The organism is Mesorhizobium sp. ISC15 (genome assembly GCF_037162615.1).
GTDB classification, from domain to species: Bacteria; Pseudomonadota; Alphaproteobacteria; order Rhizobiales; family Rhizobiaceae; genus Mesorhizobium; species Mesorhizobium mediterraneum.
In genome coordinates this window covers 4,748,466-4,769,039 of the sequence record NZ_JAVSPX010000001.1, presented here as the reverse complement: position 1 = coordinate 4,769,039, position 20,574 = coordinate 4,748,466, and the positions used below count along the sequence as shown (strand labels likewise).

Annotated in this window: 19 protein-coding genes and 2 tRNA genes; 13 read left to right on the top strand and 8 right to left on the bottom strand. The window is 60.5% G+C overall.

The window, feature by feature from the left end:
* Positions 1–97: 97 nt before the first annotated feature.
* Positions 98–544, top strand: coding sequence for a nuclear transport factor 2 family protein (locus RPG13_RS22945; RefSeq protein ID WP_337126060.1), 447 nt, complete (start codon positions 98–100; stop codon positions 542–544).
* 55 nt (positions 545–599) lie between these two features.
* Here RPG13_RS22945 and RPG13_RS22940 read toward each other — a convergent pair whose 3' ends face one another.
* On the bottom strand, positions 600–1,034 hold the full coding sequence (locus tag RPG13_RS22940; protein WP_126106197.1) for a cupin domain-containing protein: 435 nt from the start codon (positions 1,032–1,034) through the stop codon (positions 600–602).
* A gap of 70 nt (positions 1,035–1,104) precedes the next feature.
* Positions 1,105–1,923, bottom strand: a complete 819-nt coding sequence (locus tag RPG13_RS22935) for an AraC family transcriptional regulator (RefSeq protein WP_095485600.1) — start codon at positions 1,921–1,923, stop codon at positions 1,105–1,107.
* A gap of 104 nt (positions 1,924–2,027) precedes the next feature.
* Here RPG13_RS22935 and RPG13_RS22930 point away from each other — a divergent pair, with 104 nt between their 5' ends.
* Positions 2,028–3,200, top strand: a complete 1,173-nt coding sequence (locus RPG13_RS22930; protein WP_126106199.1) for an amidohydrolase — start codon at positions 2,028–2,030, stop codon at positions 3,198–3,200.
* A gap of 81 nt (positions 3,201–3,281) precedes the next feature.
* Here the strand turns inward: RPG13_RS22930 and RPG13_RS22925 are convergent, their stop codons facing one another.
* Both RPG13_RS22925 and RPG13_RS22920 read right to left on the bottom strand, forming a co-directional pair.
* Positions 3,282–3,716, bottom strand: coding sequence for a hypothetical protein (locus RPG13_RS22925; RefSeq protein ID WP_126106200.1), 435 nt, complete (start codon positions 3,714–3,716; stop codon positions 3,282–3,284).
* A gap of 72 nt (positions 3,717–3,788) precedes the next feature.
* A complete protein-coding gene (locus RPG13_RS22920) occupies positions 3,789–4,088 on the bottom strand; it encodes a DUF1236 domain-containing protein (protein ID WP_337126059.1) in 300 nt (99 codons plus the stop codon).
* 307 nt (positions 4,089–4,395) lie between these two features.
* Between RPG13_RS22920 and RPG13_RS22915 the strand changes: the two genes are divergently transcribed.
* The 3 genes from RPG13_RS22915 to RPG13_RS22905 all read left to right on the top strand — a co-directional run bounded on the left by RPG13_RS22915 (position 4,396) and on the right by RPG13_RS22905 (position 6,974).
* Complete coding sequence (locus RPG13_RS22915; RefSeq protein WP_095485520.1) at positions 4,396–4,587, top strand: DUF3606 domain-containing protein; 192 nt, start codon at positions 4,396–4,398, stop codon at positions 4,585–4,587.
* A gap of 303 nt (positions 4,588–4,890) precedes the next feature.
* On the top strand, positions 4,891–6,300 hold the full coding sequence (locus tag RPG13_RS22910) for a sensor histidine kinase (protein ID WP_095485599.1): 1,410 nt from the start codon (positions 4,891–4,893) through the stop codon (positions 6,298–6,300).
* Entirely contained in the window at positions 6,300–6,974 is a 675-nt protein-coding gene (locus RPG13_RS22905) for a LuxR C-terminal-related transcriptional regulator (RefSeq protein ID WP_095485519.1), read from the top strand. Before RPG13_RS22910 ends, RPG13_RS22905 begins: the two co-directional genes overlap by 1 nt.
* Positions 6,975–7,008: 34 nt before the next feature.
* Here RPG13_RS22905 and RPG13_RS22900 read toward each other — a convergent pair whose 3' ends face one another.
* Both RPG13_RS22900 and RPG13_RS22895 read right to left on the bottom strand, forming a co-directional pair.
* Positions 7,009–7,587, bottom strand: coding sequence for a hypothetical protein (locus RPG13_RS22900; RefSeq protein ID WP_128285880.1), 579 nt, complete (start codon positions 7,585–7,587; stop codon positions 7,009–7,011).
* A gap of 676 nt (positions 7,588–8,263) precedes the next feature.
* On the bottom strand, positions 8,264–9,055 hold the full coding sequence (locus RPG13_RS22895; RefSeq protein WP_337126058.1) for a DUF1236 domain-containing protein: 792 nt from the start codon (positions 9,053–9,055) through the stop codon (positions 8,264–8,266).
* Positions 9,056–9,976: 921 nt separating this feature from the next.
* Between RPG13_RS22895 and RPG13_RS22890 the strand changes: the two genes are divergently transcribed.
* Entirely contained in the window at positions 9,977–10,432 is a 456-nt protein-coding gene (locus RPG13_RS22890; protein WP_292500135.1) for a BA14K family protein, read from the top strand.
* A 137-nt stretch (positions 10,433–10,569) separates the two neighbouring features.
* On the opposite strand, the gene RPG13_RS22885 is transcribed toward RPG13_RS22890, so the two are convergent.
* Positions 10,570–10,644: transfer RNA gene (locus RPG13_RS22885), tRNA-Asn, on the bottom strand.
* A 221-nt stretch (positions 10,645–10,865) separates the two neighbouring features.
* Here RPG13_RS22885 and RPG13_RS22880 point away from each other — a divergent pair.
* The 5 genes from RPG13_RS22880 to RPG13_RS22860 all read left to right on the top strand — a co-directional run bounded on the left by RPG13_RS22880 (position 10,866) and on the right by RPG13_RS22860 (position 14,943).
* Complete coding sequence (locus RPG13_RS22880) at positions 10,866–11,126, top strand: hypothetical protein (protein WP_029353198.1); 261 nt, start codon at positions 10,866–10,868, stop codon at positions 11,124–11,126.
* A gap of 321 nt (positions 11,127–11,447) precedes the next feature.
* A tRNA-Cys gene (locus tag RPG13_RS22875) sits at positions 11,448–11,521 on the top strand.
* 107 nt (positions 11,522–11,628) lie between these two features.
* Complete coding sequence (locus tag RPG13_RS22870) at positions 11,629–12,297, top strand: protein-L-isoaspartate O-methyltransferase family protein (RefSeq protein WP_337126057.1); 669 nt, start codon at positions 11,629–11,631, stop codon at positions 12,295–12,297.
* Positions 12,298–12,481: 184 nt separating this feature from the next.
* Positions 12,482–13,894: a TolC family outer membrane protein gene (locus RPG13_RS22865; protein ID WP_127204445.1), complete on the top strand. Its 1,413-nt coding sequence runs from the start codon at positions 12,482–12,484 to the stop codon at positions 13,892–13,894.
* Positions 13,895–14,106: 212 nt separating this feature from the next.
* Positions 14,107–14,943, top strand: a complete 837-nt coding sequence (locus RPG13_RS22860) for a PopZ family protein (protein ID WP_292723324.1) — start codon at positions 14,107–14,109, stop codon at positions 14,941–14,943.
* A 60-nt stretch (positions 14,944–15,003) separates the two neighbouring features.
* Here the strand turns inward: RPG13_RS22860 and RPG13_RS22855 are convergent, their stop codons facing one another.
* Complete coding sequence (locus tag RPG13_RS22855) at positions 15,004–15,648, bottom strand: bleomycin resistance protein (protein WP_337126056.1); 645 nt, start codon at positions 15,646–15,648, stop codon at positions 15,004–15,006.
* 277 nt (positions 15,649–15,925) lie between these two features.
* Between RPG13_RS22855 and RPG13_RS22850 the strand changes: the two genes are divergently transcribed.
* Complete coding sequence (locus RPG13_RS22850) at positions 15,926–18,709, top strand: valine--tRNA ligase (protein WP_128242599.1); 2,784 nt, start codon at positions 15,926–15,928, stop codon at positions 18,707–18,709.
* Positions 18,710–19,176: 467 nt separating this feature from the next.
* Positions 19,177–20,397 (top strand): OmpP1/FadL family transporter, encoded by a 1,221-nt coding sequence (locus tag RPG13_RS22845; protein ID WP_337126055.1) that lies wholly within the window; start codon positions 19,177–19,179, stop codon positions 20,395–20,397.
* The last annotated feature ends 177 nt before the right edge of the window (positions 20,398–20,574 follow it).

Genomic DNA, 20,574 nt, shown 5'->3' with positions numbered 1-20,574 from the left:
GAGGTTGCTCGGAGCGTCATCAATGGGAATATTGATCGACATGTCGGGGTAGGCTTGGCGCATGCGGTATCAGTGCCGCGAACTGCGGAGGCAAGACATGACCCTTTCACCGCAGGAGATTTCGGATCGGCTTGAGATCGAACAGCTGCTTGTTCGTTATTGCTACGCCGTGGACGATCGCGACTGGGAAGCCTATCGGAACGTATTCACACCCGATGCCGTGCTTGACGACACTGTGACAGGCGGAATCAGGAGCGGCGTGGATGAGCATGTTGCTTTCATGAAAGGCGCCCTGTCGAAGATATTGATCTCGCAGCATGCCATTTCGACAATTCTTCTTGAAGTCCGAGGGGACGAGGCCAGCGCGCGCGTGCATTGTTCATGCCCAATGGTGGTCGACCTCGGCGACGGCAAAAGGCAGGTCTTCTTCCAGGGGCTCTGGTATCGCGACCGCGTCGTGCGCACGCCCGAGGGCTGGCGCATCAGTGAACTCGTCGAGGAAGGGTATTGGACTCACAATTTGCCGGAGGGGTTCACCTTCTGACCTCAGTGACGCCCTCTGAGGGGTCCGCCACGGACGCTGTGTTCAGAAATGCCAGCTACTGGCGCAACACCGTGTTTTTGGTGCCTTCTTCGACCTGATCGATAACCAGCAGCTTCACCGGATCGGCGCCGACATTGGTGGCCTGATGCCACTGCCCGATCATTTCGATGATGAAATCGCCTGACTTGTATGTGTTGCTCTTGCCGGTCTCGACATTGGTGACTTGAAGCGTTCCGCCTTGGACATAGGCATAACGGGGAAACGGGTGCTTGTGGACCGGCAAGGTCGCGCCCGGCGCTATCTCAAAGGACGAAACCAGAACCTGCACGTTTTTCTGCGGCAGTGTTATCGGCTGGCCGGATGCGGTTTGCGTGCGTGACGCAAGTGGAGACACGACAACCGGCGTCCCGCTGCTGTCCAGCGCTTGAGCGGCATTCGCAAATAGCGCGGCCGCGAGCAGCAGCGTCGTCGATACCAGGATTTTTCGCATGATTCCTCCCAAGCCCAGCTTCACCATCGCGCAGCAAATATCCGCGCGCAAGCGTCTCCTTTCGGGAGGCTTAGCCGCCTCTCCTGAACATGCCTGGCGTCATGCCATGCGCAACCCGAAACGTGCGGGAAAGATGGCTCTGGTCGGCGAACCCTGCCGCAATAGCGGCTTCGGCGAGGCCGAGCCCCTGTTCGATCAAGGTGCTGGCGCGACGCCGTCTCCGGTCGCGGATATAGGCTGCGGGCGTCAGGCCGATCAGCTTCTTGAAATCCCGGATGACCTGGAACCGGGTGACGCGCGCGGCGTCGGCAAGCCGCTGCAGGTCGAGTTGCGAGCCAAGCTCGCTTTCAACAAGGTTCTGGTAGAGCGAGAACCGCTGTCGCGATCCCGAGCTTTCGACCTCCTCTGCCAGCCCGTCCCAATCGCCATGCCGAACGATGAGATGCCTCAAGGCGACGAGCAGCGACGCCTCGGCCTGCGTCGCGTCCTGAGACGTCGAGCCTTCATGCGCCGCCGCCAACGCTGCTGCGAGACCGCCGTCCTCGATGATCGCGTGCGAGAAAACCGGAGCGCCATCCCAGCCCAACTCGCGGGCGACCGCCGTCATCAGCGGAACCGAGGGATAAAAGGTCCGGTAGGCCCAGCCTTCATCCGCGCCTTGTTCCCCGTCATGCCACTCCTCGGGATTGACGACGGCAATAGTGCCTGCCGGAGCGACAACGCTGTGGCGTCCGATGCGAATGCGTTCGCAGCCGGAAGTAATCAGCGCGATCACATAGGTCGGATGCGTGTGCAACTCGTAACGATGCTTCGTGAAGCGCGCCTTGAACAGGCCAAGGTCAGGGAAGCAGGGATGACGCCAGTATTTACTGGTTTCGTTCGCGTGCACGTTTTTGTCCCTGCTGCGGTCAATCTGGTTCAAGACGCCTCTTGCGCGACCTTCTAATCTATCCCGGACCAAACCGCCCTTTGCCGGCGTAGAAGGAGAGCATCGTGCTGCACAATGACCCCATCGCCGCCTTGACGCCAGAGGTCGTAGCCTGGCGCCGCCACATCCATTCCAATCCAGAACTCGGATTCAACGAGCACGAAACGGCACGCTTCGTCGCTGAGAAACTGCGCGCCTTCGGCTTTGACGAGGTTCATGAGGGGATCGGCGGCACCGGGGTTGTCGGCGTCCTGCGCGGCGGCACCGGCGCACGCGCCATCGGTCTTCGCGCCGAGTTGGACGCGCTTCCGGTCCTGGAGAAGACCGGCTTGCCCTATGCCTCCAGAAATGCGGGCGTGATGCACGCCTGTGGCCATGACGGCCACACAGCCATGCTGCTCGGCGCCGCCAGACTGCTCAGCCAATTCCGCGCCTTCGACGGCACCGTCTATTTCGTCTTCCAGCCAGCCGAGGAAAACGAAGGCGGCAGCATGCGCATGATCGAGGACGGCCTGTTCGAGCGCTTTCCGGTCGAGGCGATGTATGCCGTCCACAACTGGCCGGGCGTCAGGCTAGGCACGATCGCGGCTCGCGTTGGACCTCAGATGGCGGCGGTCGACAATTTCGAGCTGACTTTCGAAGGTCTTGGCGCACATGCCGCCATGCCACAGCTCGGCGACGACCCGATCCTGGCCGCGGGCGCGTTCGTCCAGGCCGTTCAGCGCATCGTCAGCCGCTCGGTCGACCCGCAAAGCGCGCTGGTCGTCAGCCTGACACAGATCCATGGCGGCAATGTCGGCAACATCGTGCCGGGCAGGGTCTGGCTGCAAGGCACTTGCCGGTTTTTCGAACCCGATCATTCCGATCACTGCGAGAAGCTGATCGACGAGATCGCCCGGGGCATTGCCGCGGCCCATTCGCTCAAGGCCACGCTCGATTACAAGAAGGGCTATCCGCCGCTCATCAACACCGCCCACGCGACAGCTCGCGCCGTCAAGGCGGCCGCCGCAACCGTCGGGAGGGATAACGTCTCGACCGAGTTCAGCCCGAGCCTGGGCTGCGAGGATTTCGCCTTCATGATCCGCGAGGCCGGCGGCTGCTACGTGTGGATCGGCGCCGGCGATGTCGGCCCCGGCGAGGGCCTGCACGGCGATCGCTATGTCTTCAACGACGAAATCGTGCCGACTGTGATGCGCTATTACGTCAATCTGGTTGAGCAAACGCTTGCCGTCTCGTGAACCGTCAGAGGGGAATTGATGGTCCAGCGAGAACTGCCGATCTGAACGCGCTTCGTCGTCAGCGCGCCAACCCGGCGCATTTCACCCGGCCGTGGCCTCGAGTTGCTCTACGGGAACGGGACTTCCGAGCGCCGCCTGCGCCGTATCGGCCTGGATTTCGTCGACATGCGCCATCACCAGAATAACTCCTTGAACAAGGTTGGGCTCACCCGGTTTTTTGGCGAGTGTCTGGAGAAGCCCACCAGCAAAGCCGCCGCAGGCTCCTCCGACGAGAGTCAGGCCAGCCGCCGCTCCGACAGGATCAATGCCGGTGGTTCCAAAAGTCCACAGGCCGATTAACAGACCAGCTGCCGCGCCAAGGGCGGCACCGCCCGGACCGCGCAGGACAGCGCCGATTTCGTCGTCGTAGGGTCCGATGACGCTGATCTGTTCGTGAGAAACTCCTGCCGCCTGAAGCGCGGCAACGGCACGCGCTGCCTGGTCGCGGGAATCGAAGAGTCTGCTGATTGTTCTCATTTGACGCTGCCCATAACATAGTCGCCCGCCGCTCGTTTAGAAGCGGCGGGCGTCTCCTCCCTCTCGTTCAGGTCACTGAATGATTTTGACGATCTTGCGTGTGCCTGGATCAACGACAACGGTCCGATTGTCCACGACAACGTACCGGTATTCGACGTCGGGAACTTCATGAAGCTCGACCGTATCGGGTAGCGTTGAGCCGATATTGAGTTCCACCCCGGGGAGCTCCACCGATGCGAGCGGCTGCTTTTCCACATATTCCCTAATGACGGTCTCCTGCTCAGGCGCGATGATCACGTCCTGAGCGGCCGCGGCGCCTACACCTGCCAGTAGCAGAAATCCGGCGGCTGCAGTGGAAAGACGCATTTTCATGGTTGCCTCCTTATGTGAGCTCTCTTGGCATCATTCTTCGCGCTAGACTCCCTCAAACATGAGACCGCTGCAAACGTTCCTTGGCTGGGCTTCGGTCCGATCCGTGAGGCCCTGCCGTTGGACTTAAGTCTGATCTGCTGCGCGCAATGGGGCCGGATGTCGAGCGGTCCGGAACCGCGATTGCCCGGACTCGTTCGGCGCAAATTTACGGGACGAGTTCATGGAGAGGGGTGGCCGCCACCCTCATTCGGCAGCCCGCTTCCGACCGACATTTCTCACCCGTGTCAAACTCGCCAGGAGAAAGGAAATGGCCGACGAGAAAAGCAACCAAGACTTCCTCGACCGCAGGCGCCTGTCGGTCGACGAGTACTACGAGGTGGAACATTTCGCGCGAGAAAATGGCGTTTCGCCGAGCCAAGTCAGTAGGCTGATCAAAAAGAACGGTAACGATCGGATGACGCTCACTCAAGCGGTGAGAGCATTGCGCGACCAGAAGTGAAAAATACGCCGCACCTTCCGCCGCGATTGGCGATCAGGCGTTGCACCATCTGTGCCGGGGAGATCGAAAGCATCGGAACTGGCGCTTCATGGCTTTGCTGCCTCGCTCAACGAGGGCAGTGGAGCTTATGCGAAAAAACCGCCGGGTGTGGTTTCCGTCCAGTCTGTAAAGCCCTAAGTTCCCTAGGGATTGATCAGTTGCAGATCAAAGATGGCGTCGCTTAGCGTCGTTCGACAACAGATTGGCCGGTTCTCTCGAATCGCGCCGCTGGCGCGACGCGCCGCCGACTGGGCCGTTGGGGATATGGCGCCATACAGAGCGACAGGACTGATCGATCGATGGAACGCACTGTCGCTGGCCACTCAGTTTCTGCTCGCGGGCGGACTATTCTCGCTGTCGGCGATGATCGTGGTGGGAATTTCCGTGACAAGCCAGATAGAAGCCGCGGTCACCCGGAACTCGGCTTCTGCGACAGCTCTCTACGTCGACAGCGTTATCGCGCCGCTGCTCCCCGACATGCGCAGGAGCGAAGTGCTGGAGGAGAGCGTTGCTCATGCGCTGGATGAAACGCTGGGGCAAGGCGCGCTCGGCAAAAGGCTCCAATCCTTCAAGCTCTGGCGCCGCGACGGAACCATCCTCTATTCGACCAACAAAGATTTGGTCGGGAAGCGCTTTCCACCCAGCGACAATCTCCGGGCCGCATTCGCAGGCGACATGGTCGCTGAATTCGACAAACTCGATGACCTGGATAGCCAGGCTGAGCGGGACAGCGGCTTGCATCTTCTTGAAATCTATAATCCGGTACTTCAGCCGTGGTCGGGCGAAGTCGTGGCTGTTTTGGAATTTTATGAGATCGCCACCGATTTTGAAACGAACCTCCGGCAGGCACTCGTCCGAACCTGGCTCGATGTCGCTGCCGTCACCGCAATTTTTTTCCTCGGGCTTTCGGCGATCGTCTTTCGCGGCAGCCGCACGATTCGTTCCCAGAGCCGGTCATTGAAGCAGCGCATTGCCGAACTTTCCGATCTGCTTGCTCAAAACCGGATGTTGAGATTGCGGGTGCAGCGTGCTTCGCAGCGCGCCACGGCGCTTAACGAACGTTACCTCAGGCGGATCGGCGCGGACCTGCATGACGGGCCGGCGCAACTGGTTGCCCTCGCTGCACTGGGCATTGACAGTCCCGTGCTTGCCGATCCCGCCACGCCGGCTGCGGCGCGTGCACGCGAATTGCAGGCCATCAAGGCCAATTTGGACGACGCGATGCGAGAAATCAGGAACGTCAGCAAGGGCCTTGTGCTGCCGCATGTCGAGAATGCCGAGCTGACCGAAATACTCGAGCTTGCCGTGCGAGCGCACGAAGAGCGGACCGGCGTCAAAGTGATGCTGTCCATGACCGGGGGGCACACATCCTTGTCGCCAGCGGCCAAGATCTGCCTCTTTCGCTTCATCCAGGAGGCGCTGAACAACGGTTTCCGCCACGCCGGAGGTGCCGGCCAATCGGTCGCGAAACATTTCGACGGGGAGCGCGTTTTTATCGAGGTTTCCGATACCGGCCCCGGTTTTGACCCGAAGATCGTCCACCCTGAAGGGCTGGGGCTCGTCGGGTTGCGTGAGCGGGTAGAAAGCCTCGGTGGCCAGTTTGCCGTAACATCTTCACAAAATGGCACGATGGTGAAAATGGTTCTCAATACAGTTGAAATGGGACAGGCGTGATGCCAGCAGCCATAAAACTCGCCGTCATCGATGACCACCCGCTGTTCAGGGAAGGCGTCGTGCGCACTCTCGAGCAGATCGGCGGCTTCGAGATTATTGCGCAAGGCAGCAGCAGAGATGACGCCCTGCGGATATCGGAAGACCAGCAGCTCGATATTCTCCTGATGGACATCTCGGTGCCTGGAGGGGGCCTGAGTGCGATCGAGCCGGCTCTGCAGCGACACCCGGATCTGAAAATTGTGATGCTGACGGTTTCGGAGGAGAACCAGGACGTCGTGACCGCCTTGCAGAGCGGGGCACGAGGCTATGTCCTGAAGGGTGTCGGGTCGAGAACCCTGGCCGCCATACTGCGCACGGTGGCGCTAGGCGAAAGATATGTTTGCCCGCAATTGTCGGCGCGTGTGCTGGTCGACTTGTCTACCCGATCAACCACGACGGCGAAAGCCGACGTGCTGGCCGAACTCACCAGTCGCGAAAGAGAGATCCTGACGCTCGTTGCCGCGGGATTGAGCAACAAACGGATCGGTCTTCAGCTGAACCTGCACGAGAAAACCATAAAGCACCACATGACGCGCATTCTTTCCAAGCTCAACGTGAGCAACCGGACCGAAGCTGCGATGACGTTGCGCGACGCCACCGAGCGTCAGCATTCGCCTGTTCCCCATTCTGCCTGAAGCAAATGGGGCCTTGCGGCCCGTGAACTGGTCATCACTCGATCATGGCGAGCAGTCTTGCCCGATCGGAGTTCGTTGCCTGCCGCCGAATGATGGTGCGGCCCATGGCATCCCGCATTTCATAATGGCGACCGTCGATGCGCTCGCTGAGCCCGTTGGAATGCACCACACCCACACTTGGCCCGTGCACTTCGATCCGGTCTCCAGTGGCCGCATTGATATATAGTTTTGGCTTGTTGCCGGGGTTTACCGCGGTGACCGCATCTTCGGGGGGATTGTCTTTCGGTGATTTTGATTTGCCCTTGCCCGCGCCGTTGGAGTTTGAATTCCCGGGGGTTCCAGAATTTCCAGCGTTCCCAGAATTTCCAGCGTTCCCAGAATTTCCAGCATTCCCGGAGTTTCCGGCGTTTCCAGAATTTCCAGCGTTTCCGGAATTCCCGTTGCCACCATTCTGTGCCCAGGCGACCTGCGGGCTGAGCGTCAGGGATAGGCGGTCTTGTCCCACACGGTAGGGGCTCATGACGAGAACCAAGGTCGATGCAGCGAGGCAAATGGCGACGCGAAGCCTTCGTCGCCGCACGACAGGCGTCATCAATAAATTTGCCAATGTCACGTTAGAAATATCCTCTAACCGTTACGGTCTGCGCTGCATTATGCCTATTGTTTCCGAGCCAATCCTCTGTGCGCTGCACCGACTTGTCACGCTTCCGCCATCACAAGGCGATGTCAAGGCCCACCGGTCTCAGGGGAGAAACCGGTGGGTCTCGCTAGCGCAGGAAGGGACTCATTGCTGCGCAAGCGTGTTGCCTTCATCGATCGGGTCCCATCAGCCGATAATAAGCCCAACGGCTGCAACCCCGAACACCAAGCCAAATACCGGGAAAAGCAGCCAACGTGCCTGCTGAATGCTGTGGTCCATTGCAGCCTCCTGTCAGGGGGGTCGGCATCGCAACGACGCCTGCCGGAGCCCGGTTCCTGAAACTCCCCTATTGGGGGCTTTTGCGATAGCAGCCCCGGACCAAAGCACTGCCTGTGCCAGCCCATGGTCTGCCAGCCGGTAGACTGAAGTCCTGCCCGGGGTTGATGAAGGCACCGTCGAGGGATGATCGATGAGGGTTCGGCCGGAAGGGTCCTCGACACGCAAAATGCCCCGCCCGCTTGAACAGCGGGGTGTATTGGCGACGTAAATGGCTGTCGCCGTCCGATGAGACTGCTCTCTAATTTCAATCGATGGATGGTGGGAGGGTCCGCCGCGGGTGCGGCGGACCCCTGTACGCCGAACAGGGGTGTTAGGTCAGAATGAGGACGATCTTGAGCGTATCCGGATCGACGATGACGATTCGGCCATCAGCCAACACGAAATACTCGTAGGATTCGTAAGCCGGGACGATCTCGACGATTCGCGGTGGCAGACGATGCAATCTGATCTTCTGCCGCGGGACCTCGATGCCCACGGAAATGTCAAAATCGACGTCGGAAACCGGTTCGACCTTCTCCTCCTTCAGGACCTGGGTAATCTCCGTTTTCTGTTCAACGGTCACATTCTCGATCGAGCCGGTCGAAGTCTCATCCTGCTGAGTGGAGGTCTTGCCTTGGGTTTGCTGCTCGGTGGTGGTACCGGCCTCGCCCTGGGACTGCTGCTCGGTCTGGACCTTGGCCTTGTCCTGCGCCTGTTGATCGGTTGTGGCGCCAGCCTCGCCTTGGGTCTGCTGCTCGGTCTGGACCTTGCCCTTGTCCTGCGCCTGTTGCTCGGTGGTTGCGCCGGCCTTGCCTTCAGCCTGATCCTCGGGCTTGACCTTCATCTTGTCTTGCGCCTGCTGGTCGGTGGTTGCGCCGGCCTTGCCCTGAGCCTGCTCATCGGTCTGGATCTTCGCCTTGCCTTGAGCCTGCTCCTCGGTGGCGGTACCGGTCTCGCCCTGGGTCTGTTTACCCGTCGTCGAACCACTAGGGCAATCGGCCGAGCCGGGTGCGCAACTGGTGCCGGCGCCCGATTGGCTTTCGGCCGGCTGCTGTTCCTGAGCGAGTGCTGCTCCACAGCCAACGCCGATGGCCAGCATACTGGTGATCAGAACTTTTTTCATGAGATAATCTCCGTCGAAAAGTCTGTCCCTTCAGGGGGGAAACCACCTCCAAGAAATTTTGTTCCAGGCGAATTGACCGGGCGGAAGCGGTGTACGCGTTCCTTCGTCGGGAGGAATTCCATAGCGCCAACCTCCGAACATGAGCCTGCGGTTTTTTCCTTTGAGGATGGAACACTGTCCTGCGACGAAAGTTTAAACGCCAGCAGCATCGTATTGTCCCCTCATACAAATGCTGCGAGATCGGTGGCCCCGATCAGCCCGCGTCCTCTCCCGGAGGGCGCGGGCTTTCTGCTGTTGCCAGGGCCGTTACGGCGCCCGAGCTTGCCAGCGCGCTCCTCGAGGACGTGTCTATGCCCTTGAACCGGCGTGACGGCGTGACGACGAAGAACCTAGTGAAAGATGGCCGGCGCCGCAGGGGCGGGGGAAGGTGGCGTTGCCTAGGTTGGCGCCAGCCAAGCGGCGTTGGGGTTCGCCACGAAGAAAGAGTAGCAAAATTCGCCGGATTGATTATAGCGCGATCGCGGAAGTTCGCCGGGTCTATCCATAGCAGGTGCACCTCGATGCTTCCGATACCGTCCCGCGGTGGGCATCAGGGGCTCCGGCCGCGTACATCAGGCGCAGAACGCCCGTGCTGCTCCAATATGCCGTGATGTTTGCGGTGACTGTCCGGTGAGTCGTGGCCGGTCTCAGATAGGTCGATAGCTGACGAGCTGGCGGCTCGGCTGTAATGCCGGGCGAGTTTCGTGTTTTGCGACGGCTATATTAGACTGGATTAAATTGCGGTTGACCATACTTCGCCGCTTTGTCAAGACTAGCCCGGTTTCACGGTTTTTGTCTTTGATAAAAGGCGGCGAAATAGTAAGGTGTCCTGTAACATTCGCTTTAGGGAACTGAGCCTCAACTTTCGTTTAAGGAGAGATCATGAACAAGATCATGTCGGGTTTGCTAGCGGCCGCGTTATCGGTATCGTTCGCGACCACCATAGCAGTGCCTGCTGACGCAGCTCAGGTATTCCTGCCGCAAGCGCCGTCCGTTTCGACTGATGTGCAGACGGTTGACCATAATCCGTGGGGGAAGCGCCACAACCGCAAAAACCGCAAATTTTCGCGCCACGATGGCTCCCACTGGAACGGCCATCGCGGTTATCGTGAGTACCGTCGCGGCCATCGCCGTCATGGCGACTACTGGTTCCCGCTGGCTGCCTTCGCCGCCGGCGCGGTGATCGGCAGTGCGATCATCAACAACAACCAGAACCGTGTTAATCGTGGCGACGCCCATGTCGAGTGGTGTTACGACCGGTACCGCAGTTACCGCGCGTCCGACAATACGTTCCAGCCCAACTACGGACCTCGACAGCAGTGCAATTCGCCCTACTGATTCGGCGAGCTGAGATGTTGACAGAGCCCGTGCCGGCGACGGCGCGGGCTTTTTATGCCGACTGACCGCATCACCGCACCCCGCTTCGGCGAGGAGGCTGCCATTTCCTGATAGCTTCAATGGGTATGCGTGGAATTTGGCTCCCCGGGCCGGATTCGAACCAGCGACCAACCGGTTAACAGCCGGTTGCTCTACCACTGAGCTACCGGGGAACAGACGCTCTCATGTGAGTGGCGCAGCCTATAGCAAACCCGTTTCGGCTTTGCAAAGAAGCATTTCGTATTTTTCGGCGCTTTTTCGCGCGACGACTTCTCGCAATCATGTGCGCGCGTCCTCATATGAGCCGTCTGACGGGCTGCGCGCAACCGAAAAGGTGGTTGCGGCATTCGTCAGCTGGTGCTTTTACTTTGCCCGAACGGACCACCAACCAGACATGAGCGCAGCAAGCCACAACCATCCACCGGCACGGAAAATATCGGTCTTCGGCCGTCAATTCACCATGCCGCGCTCGCGCGGCCTCAGGATTGCGATCGGCGTCGTGCTGATCTTCGGCGGCATTCTCGGCTTCCTGCCGATCCTGGGCTTCTGGATGATTCCGATCGGATTGCTGGTGCTCTCCTACGAGTTTGCCTTGGTGCGCCGCCATCGGCGCCGGCTCGTCGTGTGGTGGGAGCGGCGGCGGCGGCCGAACTGACGACGTGGCAAGCCTCTGTGAGGGGGGGCGTCTTTCCAGCCCGACTCGACCCGGCTAATGCCCGGAGCGCTTTCCCGGCCCTCGCAATTCTCCTTCAGAATGGCGAAGCCTTTTGCTTACCCGACGTAAGTCCAGGCCCTGGGCTTCTCTTTGCCATATTCGATACTTAACGGTTAGCTAATGTATTAATTGCAGCATGCGTGTCGACGATTCGACACGTGGCATCATGGCCCAGAGGAAACCGTCCGGAATGCACCATGGCCGCTTGACGGCATTTTCGCCGCAACCTATTGGAACCGGGTGGAACGCCGGGAGCAATGAGGCCTCGTGGCGGAGTGGTTACGCAGAGGACTGCAAATCCTTGCACCCCGGTTCGATTCCGGGCGAGGCCTCCAATTGCCCAAGCTCCCGCGCACCAGCGCCAGGGGGCTCGAGTTCCGGTCGAAATGAGCCGCGGTCCCGGCGCGGCGAGCAGATTGGTTTTGGGCAGATTGGTTGGGACATGAGCGCTGATTTTGCCGAACGCCGGGTGAAAATGGTCGATGGCCAGATCCGCACCACCGACGTGACCAGCGCGCCGCTGCTCGACGCAATGCTCGTCGTGCCGCGCGAGGCCTTTGTCGCCCCCGGCCAGCGCGATCTAGCCTATATCGACGAGGACATCCGCATTGCCAATGGAGTGGATGGCCCACGCTATCTCATGGAGCCTTCGCCGCTGGCCAAGCTGATGCAATTGGCCGAGATCGATCCTGGCGATTCGGTGCTCGATGTCGGCTGCGGCACCGGCTATGCGACGGCGATCCTGTCGCGGCTGGCAAAGTCGGTCGTCGCGCTGGAAAGCGATCCGGCATTGGCCGAGACCGCCATGTTGACGCTTTCGGCGCTGGGCTGCGACAACGTCAGCGTGGTCAAGGGATCGCTGCCGGAAGGCCATGCCGCGGAGGCGCCCTACGATGTTATTTTCATCGGCGGCAGTGTGGAGAAAGTGCCGGATTCGCTGCTCGACCAGCTTGCGGAAGGCGGCCGTCTCGTCGCCGTCGAAGGGCAGGGGAATTCGGGTGTGGCCCGATTATTCTTTAAGACAGGGGGGGTTGTAACCGGAAGAGGCGCATTTAATGCGGCAATTAAGCCACTACCTGGGTTTGAACGTATCCGTGCGTTTGAGTTCTGAATGATTTTGGCTTGCAGCAGAGGCGTTGTCATGTTCGCTTGCGCTTGAACAATCGTTGCTGATCCGCATGACTGGGGTACTCTTGGGGGCTGACAGCAGGGAACCTGAAACACACCGCGCCGGCTGCTCGAATGAGAGAAGCCGGCGCGGTGCGGTTCCCATGCAAAACGAATGAGGGAATAACGTGCCGTCTTTACGCAAGAGTCTTTTTGCCGCCGTCCTTGTTTCCGCGACCGCGCTTTCTCCGGTGGCCGCCTCGGCGGAAACCATCCTTGGTGCACTTTCAAAGGCCTACCAGAACAATTCCTCGCTCAATTCGGCTCGTGCCGGCGTCCGCGTCACCGACGAGGGCGTCGCCATCGCCAAGTCGGGGTGGCGCCCGACCATCACCGGCTCCGCGAGCATCGACTACTCCAGCAGCCATTTCAATGCCCGCGGCAATGTACCCGGCGTGAACCAAAGCACGCGTTTGACCACGGGTAACTTTGGCGTCCAGATCGACCAGACCCTGTTCGACGGCTTTCAGACCAAGAACAATGTCGCCGCCGCTGAATCGCGAGTCCGCGCCTCGGTCGAGAGCCTGCGCAACACCGAAGAGAATATCTTGTTCAACGCGGCAAGCGCCTACATGGACGTGATTCGCGATCGGCAAGTGGCGGTGCTGACGGAGCAGAACCTGCAATTCCTGACCGAGCAGGCGCGCGCGGCGCGCTCGCGCTTCGAAGTCGGCGAAGGCACCCGCACCGACGTCGCGCAGGCCGATGCCGAGCGCTCGTCCGCCGTGGCGGAACTGGCCGCCGCCCGCGCCCAGGCGCTGGCAAGCGCTGCGACCTATCGCCAGATCGTCGGCGATGAGCCAGGCAGGCTCAGGGCCGCTTCGCCGCTGTCGAAGCTGTTGCCGTCGAACCTCGACGCGGCAATCGCGATTGCATCCATTGAGCACCCCGCCATCCTCGCCACCCAGCATCTGGTCGACGCGGCGGCATTTTCGGTGAAATCGGCCGAAGGCGCGCTGCTGCCGCAGCTCTCGGCCTCCGCCGGCGTTTCCAGCGCCTATCAAAACACCGTGCCGCGCTTCGATCCCGGGCAGGGGCGGGATGGCACAACCAATTCGGCCAGCATCGGCGCCACGCTGACTATACCGATCTATTCGGGCGGCCGGAACTCGGCGACGGTGCGCCAGAATAAGGAATCACTCAGCCAGGCGCGGATCGAGGTCGATGTCAGCCGCGACACCGTGCGGCAAGCCGTGACCTCGGCGTGGACGCAATACACTGCCGCCCAGCAAACCGTGGTGGCCAACAGGCAGGTGATCGCCGCCGCGCAGCTTGCCTTGAGCGGCGTCATCGAGGAGCGCAATGTCGGCCAGCGCACCACGCTCGACGTTCTCAATGCCCAAGCCACCCTGATCACCGCCAAGATCAACCAAGCCAGTTCCGAACGCGATTTGGTGGTGGCGAGCTATGCCATTCTCTCGGCGGTCGGTCGCCTTTCGGTCGATCGCCTCGCCCTTCAGGTGACGAAATACAGACCTGAAGAACATTATAATGCGGTCAAGGACAAGTGGATCGGCCTGCGCACGCCAGACGGCCGCTAATCGTTCCACCAGTTTCAAATCTCGTCCAGTTTCAAAATATTAGAGCCCGTGCCTTCAAAAGAATGCGCGGGCTCTAATCTGTTGAAATCCAACACACCCTCAGATTGGGGATTCTCGTAAGGCGATCCGTCGGTTACGCTGTTGCCATGATTCGAATCCGGCTTGGCCGGACTGGAAATCTGCAACGAGTCACAAGGGCGGCGGATGTGACGATGGCGACGGCAAGCAGCGTGCAACGCGAACCTTCCATGGAAGAGATACTGGCTTCCATCAGGAGGATCATCGAGGACAATGATACCGGTCGCAAGCAGCCGGAGGAAGAGAACGACCTGCTGCAGGATTTGGCGTCGGTGACTGTGCCGGCACCGGCGGCAGGCGGGACGCCGCCGGAGGTGGGTGCGTTTCGCGCCGAATTGCGTCCGGGATTTGACGCCAGAAGGCCGGCCCCGCTGGCCGAGGTGCAGAGGCCTCCGTCGGCCGCCGAGCCCGTCGTCGCGCGCATGGAGCCGCCGGTGCGTTCCGATCCGTCTCCGCTCAAAGCTCCCGTGACGCTTGCCGGGGTCGCTGGCGAGCCGGCCCCGGCCGCCAAGCCGGATGCGACGGCAACGGTTGCGGAAACGACCGACAGCATCGTTGCCGACTGGCGGCGTGAGATCGCCGCAGTCGGCGAAGCGATGACCGCGGCCAAGCCGGACAGGGCTGAAGTGCGACTGGCGCCGGATGCCGAACCGAAGGCCGAGGTTTTCGAGGACGCGGCCGAACCTGCTTTCGAGCCGGCTCCGCCGCAAAGCGGATTGGCGCGCCCGGCGACAAACGAGGCATCGTCGGCTCGTCCGGCGATCCTTTCCGAACATACGGGCCGGCAGGTCGCCGCCGCCTTCGGCGAGCTTTCCGATGCGTTCGCCAGCCGCAGCAAGAAAACCTTCGACGAGATGGCCGAAGAGATGCTCAGGCCCATGCTGCAAGACTGGCTGGACAACAATCTGCCGACGCTGGTCGAGCGGCTGGTGCGCGAGGAAATCGAACGCGTGGCGCGCGGCGCGCAGTAACAATTCCGACAGCGGATGAAACCACCACCACTGCGGCGGCGGTTTCGTTGGCCTGGGAGCTCAACCGCTCTCAACCGATGTGGCAAAGGCGATCAGGTTTCCGTCGGGATCTGCCACGATGAAGGTGCGGGCGCTCCACGGTTCGGTCCGCAACGTCTGATGAAAGCTGGCCCCAGCCGCCTGGTACTCCAGGAACAGCGGCTTGATGGCGTCGACCGCGATGGTTGCCGACAGCAAGTTCTCTCTTGCTCTTAAGCCGTTGTCGAACAGAGGCTTGTCGACATGGCGCAGATCCAACCGCGTGCCGTCGCGAAAGACCTGGGCATAGAAGGGCGGTTCGCCATAGGTGAAGCGTGTCGTGAAGCCGAGCTTCTGTTCATAGAACGCCCGGGCGGCAGCGATGTCGCAGACAAAAAGCTGCGGCTCGGCCAAGGCAAGGAAGGGTTTTTCGGCATCGGATGTCGTGCTGTCGGTCATGGTTTGAAGGCCTTTCTTCAGCGCCTGCCAGCTTTCGAAACCAGCCTTCTTGGCAACCAGCTCCTGGGCGTCGGCAAGCTTGAAACTGTGATCCAGGATCTGGCGATCGGTCAGATGGCGGAAACGCGGCAGTATCGACCCGATCGCGGCCGCGACGGGATAGTGCCGCTCGCGATGCCAGCGCAGGTGGAGCTTGGCCTGCTTCCTGAAGTTTTCGAAATTCGACATGTTCGAAATTCGGCTAGGGCGCGGTGAGGGTTAAGGTGTCGTAGGCGGACAATGCCCCTCCGGCGGGAAGCCGATGCGCCCTACAGCAGCGTTGGCAAGGTATTGCGGTTCGCGATCGCCGGTCAAGAGGCGTGGCTGCATGGAGGATCGCTTATGCGAATTGCCTCGAACTATGAGGCCCCTATCTATTGGCCATGCCATCTGCGGCTGGTTGACTTGCCAACTGCCTTCCGATTTACACCAAACCCAACAATCCCGACAGCTCGGACGCCTTTCCATGCTCGAAAAAACCTACGACGCCAAAACCGTCGAGCCGAAGATCGCTAAAATCTGGGAAGAGGCCGACGCGTTTCGTGCCGGCGCAGGGGCCGAGGAGGGTGCCGAAGCCTTCACCATCGTCATCCCGCCGCCGAACGTCACCGGCTCGCTGCATATGGGCCACGCGCTCAACAACACGCTGCAGGACATATTGGTGCGCTTCGAGCGCATGCGCGGCAAGAACGTGCTGTGGCAGCCGGGCATGGACCATGCCGGCATCGCCACGCAGATGGTGGTCGAGCGCCGACTCATGGAGAAGCAGATCCACCGCCGCGACCTGACGCGCGATGAGTTCATCGAGAAAGTATGGGAGTGGAAGGCCGAATCCGGCGGCGCGATCCTCAACCAGCTGAAGCGGCTGGGGGCGTCGGCCGACTGGAGCAGAGAGCGCTTCACCATGGACGAGGGCCTGTCCAAGGCGGTGCTCGAAGTGTTCGTGACGCTCTACAAGGAAGGGCTGATCTACAAGGACAAGCGGCTTGTGAACTGGGACCCGAAGCTGCTGACAGCGATTTCCGATCTTGAGGTCGAGCAGCAGGAGGTCAACGGCAACCTCTGGCACTTCCGCTACCCGGTCGAAGGCGAGATCTTCGATCCGGAAAATCCAAAAACCTTCATCACCGTGGCGACGACGCGCCCCGAGACGATGCTGGGCGATACGGCGGTCGCGGTGCATCCGGACGACGAGCGTTTTCGGCACCTGGTTGGCAAAAACCTCGTCCTGCCGATCGTCGGCCGCAAGATCCCGGTGGTGGCGGACGAATATTCCGATCCGGAAAAGGGCAGCGGCGCGGTCAAGATCACGCCGGCGCATGATTTCAACGACTTCGAGGTCGGCAAGCGCCACAGGCTGCCGGCGATCAACATCCTCACCGTCGAGGCGGCGGTGACCCTCACGGACAATGAAGATTTTCTCGCCGGGCTTGAAGTTACCCCCGAGCGCGAGTCCGTCTGGGATGAGCTCAACGGCCTCGATCGTTTCGCCGCGCGCAAAAGGGTCGTCGAGTTGATGGAGGCGGGCGGTTTCCTCGAAAAGGTCGAGCCGCACCGCCATGCCGTGCCGCATGGCGATCGCGGCGGCGTGCCGATCGAACCGTTCCTGACCGACCAGTGGTACGTCAATGCGGCCGAACTCGCCAAGCCGGCGATCGCGTCCGTGCGCGAAGGCCGCACCAAGATCATACCCGGCAGTTGGGAGAAGACTTACTTCCAGTGGATGGAAAACATTGAACCCTGGTGCATCTCGCGCCAACTCTGGTGGGGGCACCAGATCCCGGCCTGGTACGGGCCGGACGGGCGTGTCTTCGTCGAGAAGACCGAAGAGGAGGCGCTCGCAGCCGCCGTCGAATATTATCTGGCGCTGGAAGGGCCATGGAAGGCCTGGGTCGAGGACAAGCTCGAGAACTTCAAGCCGGGCGAGATACTGACCCGCGACGAGGACGTGCTCGACACATGGTTCTCTTCGGCGCTGTGGCCGTTCTCGACGCTTGGCTGGCCGGAAAAGACGCCGGAACTGAAGACCTACTATCAGACCGACGTGCTGGTGACCGGTTTCGACCTGATCTTCTTCTGGGTCGCTCGCATGATGATGATGGGCCTGCATTTCATGGACGAGGAGCCGTTCCATACCGTCTATATGCACGCGCTAGTGCGCGACAAGAACGGGCAGAAGATGTCGAAGTCGAAAGGCAACGTCATCGACCCGCTCGATCTCATCGACGAATACGGCGCTGACGCCCTGCGCTTCACGCTGACGGTGATGGCGGCGCAAGGACGCGACGTGAAGCTCGATCCGGCTCGCATCGCCGGCTACCGCAACTTCGGCACCAAGCTGTGGAACGCGACGCGTTTTGCCGAGATGAATGACGTCGCAAGGAACGACGATTTCTGGCTGAACGACGCCAAGCTGGCGGTCAACCGCTGGATCCTGACCGAACTGACGCGCGCCGCGCGCGAAATCACCGATGGCATCACCTCATACCGCTTCAACGAGGCGGCGGGTGCGGCCTATCGCTTCGTCTGGAACCTGTTCTGCGACTGGTATCTGGAACTGCTGAAGCCGGTGTTCATGGGCACTGACGAGGCTGCCAAGGCCGAGAGCCGGGCCTGCGTCGCCTTCGTGCTCGATGAGATCTATAAGCTGCTGCATCCGATGATGCCGTTCATGACCGAAGAACTGTGGGCTGAGACATCAGGCGAGGGCAAGGAACGGCCGTCGCTGCTTTGCCATGCCGCCTGGCCGTCGCCCGACTTCGAGGATGAGGCAGCGGCCGCCGACATCAACTGGCTGGTCGATCTCGTCTCAGGTATCCGCTCCGTGCGCTCGGAGATGAACGTGCCGCCGGCCGCGATCGCGCCGCTGATGGTGATCGGCGCCAATGCCACGACCCGCGAAAGGCTTGAGCGCCAGGCATCGGCCATCAAGCGGCTGGCGCGGGTCGGCGACATCTCGCTGGTCGATACGGCGCCCAGGGGCTCCGCCCAGATCGTGCTCAACGAGGCGACCATCTGCCTGCCGCTCGGCAGCCTGATCGACCTTACCGCCGAGGCGGCGCGGCTGCAGAAGGAACTGGTCAAGGTGACCGAGGAGATCGCCCGCCTGCACAAGAAGCTGTCCAACGAGAAATTCGTCGCCAACGCGCCGGAAGATGTCGTGGAAGCCGAGCGCGAAAAACTCGCCGAGTATCGCGAGGCGCAAGAAAAGCTTTCGGTGGCGCTGACGCGGGTGCGCGAGGCCGGTTAACCTATCTTTGGTGTTTGAGCATCGGACTGTCGGGCATCGAATCGTTCCAAAACCGGCGTTCCGTTTTTGGGTCCGATGCTCTGGATTCCCGAGTCTCCGAACCCGCTTTTCGGATGGGCTTCCTGCCACGAAAATAGGCATTCCGCAGCGTAAATCCTGACGTAAACGGAATGTTTTGGCCCTATTGTTGCCGTAATGTAACAATGGGGCTTATTTTTGCAAAACGGGCTGTTTTTGGGGGCTTATTTTTGCAAAACGGGCTGTTTTTGCGTCGTTTCATGCGATTTTTCTCAATTTTTTCGTCGATTTGCAACCCAATAGGCCGTTTTCCGGCTCTGCGGTGAAGCTGTCACTTTGTCTAAAATGCGGTCGTCGCAGGCGTACGTGTACGCATCGAGAATTCGTTGTTGCGCCGTTAACCTGAATTGGTTCTAGCTTGACCCCACTAATGTTCGGGGAGGAGTTTCATGAACAATTTGCGTCTGAAAGCGCTGCTGGGGGCGGGGTGCTTTTCGCTATTGATTTCGGGCGTTGCGAATGCCGGCGGCTTCGACCGCGGCGGTGTCAACATCGACCAGTTATTTGATGCCGCACCGTATTCGTTCGATGCCGGCATCACCTATGTTTCGCCGCAGCGCACACTGAAGAATGTGCAGCGCCTGGATGGCTCGGGAATGTCGACGTCGGAAATAGACGTTGGTGGCGACTACGCGGTGCCGCGCGTCGGCTTCAAGGCCAACATCTTCGAACCACTGGATTGTCTTGCGACGTATACGGAACCGTACGGTGCGGAGGCAGACTTCGGAATGAACAACGCCTATTCGCCAACAGCGGTCAAATACTACGTCAAAACAAATGATTTCGGCCTTACCTGCTCCTACAAGGTAAATCTCGGCAAGGGCGCCATCCGGTTCATCGGCGGCGTCTCCTACCAGGAGGTCGATGCGTTTCTGTCCCGCCAGACACTGTTGGCCTTCGGCAATACCGGGCTCGGAAAATTCAAGCTTTCCGATGAGGCATGGGGGTGGCGCGTGGGCACCGCCTATGAAATTCCCGAGATCGCCTTGCGCGCAAGCCTGATATACTCTTCGAGCTACAAATATGATGGACTGTCGGGAACCGTCGACTCGACCGGTTTTAGGGGCGCCTTTCCAGCGGATCTGATTCCAGGCTCTACCGGGGTGTTTCCTGTCTCCGCCTCGGCCGAGATACCCCAAGCTGTGGAACTCAAGCTGCAGAGCGGCATAGCTCCTGGCTGGCTGGCCTTTGGCTCTATCCGCTGGCAAGAATGGAGCAGGCTTGGCATCATTCCCATCAATGGCGTGCGTAGTCCTGTGACCGGTGCTCCGTCGCCCGTTTCCTTCGACCTGCTGTATCGCGATGGCTGGACGGTCACGGGCGGCATAGCTCACAAGTTCACCGACCAATTGTCGGGCGCGGTTTCGCTGACCTGGGATCGTGGAACCTCGACGACCTCCGGCTATCAGTCGGACACCTGGTCCGTGGCCAGCGGCATCTCTTACTCGCCCAACGACAAGATCGAAGTCAGACTTGGTGGCTCGATCGGTGTTCTGACCGGTGGGTCGTCTACCTTCACCGGTGTTGGCGACACGGCAAATGCCATTACCTACACCTACGGCGACGATCTCCTCCTTGCAGGCTCAGCTTCGGTTAAGGTCAAGTTCTAAGTATAAGTTTTCTATAGCAAAAGAGCCGGGGAAATGCCCGGCTTTTTTTGTTTGAGTGGCCTTCCCGACATCCAAGCGGCGTCGCAAATACGCCGCGTTCCTATGCCTCCTGCTATTGTGACGTTTTGGCAACAGTTTCTGGGCAACCCTCGCGCCGCAAGGGCGCCCGGGGACATT

What these genes read in the sequence shown, in the direction of transcription:
- RPG13_RS22945 (WP_337126060.1), top strand. Translation starts at nt 98, where the DNA reads ATGACCCTTTCACCGCAGGAGATTTCGGATCGGCTTGAGATCGAACAG.
- RPG13_RS22940 (WP_126106197.1), bottom strand. Translation starts at nt 1,034, where the DNA reads ATGCGAAAAATCCTGGTATCGACGACGCTGCTGCTCGCGGCCGCGCTA.
- RPG13_RS22925 (WP_126106200.1), bottom strand. Translation starts at nt 3,716, where the DNA reads ATGAGAACAATCAGCAGACTCTTCGATTCCCGCGACCAGGCAGCGCGT.
- RPG13_RS22920 (WP_337126059.1), bottom strand. Translation starts at nt 4,088, where the DNA reads ATGAAAATGCGTCTTTCCACTGCAGCCGCCGGATTTCTGCTACTGGCA.
- RPG13_RS22915 (WP_095485520.1), top strand. Translation starts at nt 4,396, where the DNA reads ATGGCCGACGAGAAAAGCAACCAAGACTTCCTCGACCGCAGGCGCCTG.
- RPG13_RS22910 (WP_095485599.1), top strand. Translation starts at nt 4,891, where the DNA reads ATGGCGCCATACAGAGCGACAGGACTGATCGATCGATGGAACGCACTG.
- RPG13_RS22905 (WP_095485519.1), top strand. Translation starts at nt 6,300, where the DNA reads ATGCCAGCAGCCATAAAACTCGCCGTCATCGATGACCACCCGCTGTTC.
- RPG13_RS22895 (WP_337126058.1), bottom strand. Translation starts at nt 9,055, where the DNA reads ATGAAAAAAGTTCTGATCACCAGTATGCTGGCCATCGGCGTTGGCTGT.
- RPG13_RS22890 (WP_292500135.1), top strand. Translation starts at nt 9,977, where the DNA reads ATGAACAAGATCATGTCGGGTTTGCTAGCGGCCGCGTTATCGGTATCG.
- RPG13_RS22880 (WP_029353198.1), top strand. Translation starts at nt 10,866, where the DNA reads ATGAGCGCAGCAAGCCACAACCATCCACCGGCACGGAAAATATCGGTC.
- RPG13_RS22870 (WP_337126057.1), top strand. Translation starts at nt 11,629, where the DNA reads ATGAGCGCTGATTTTGCCGAACGCCGGGTGAAAATGGTCGATGGCCAG.
- RPG13_RS22860 (WP_292723324.1), top strand. Translation starts at nt 14,107, where the DNA reads ATGGCGACGGCAAGCAGCGTGCAACGCGAACCTTCCATGGAAGAGATA.
- RPG13_RS22855 (WP_337126056.1), bottom strand. Translation starts at nt 15,648, where the DNA reads ATGTCGAATTTCGAAAACTTCAGGAAGCAGGCCAAGCTCCACCTGCGC.
- RPG13_RS22850 (WP_128242599.1), top strand. Translation starts at nt 15,926, where the DNA reads ATGCTCGAAAAAACCTACGACGCCAAAACCGTCGAGCCGAAGATCGCT.
- RPG13_RS22845 (WP_337126055.1), top strand. Translation starts at nt 19,177, where the DNA reads ATGAACAATTTGCGTCTGAAAGCGCTGCTGGGGGCGGGGTGCTTTTCG.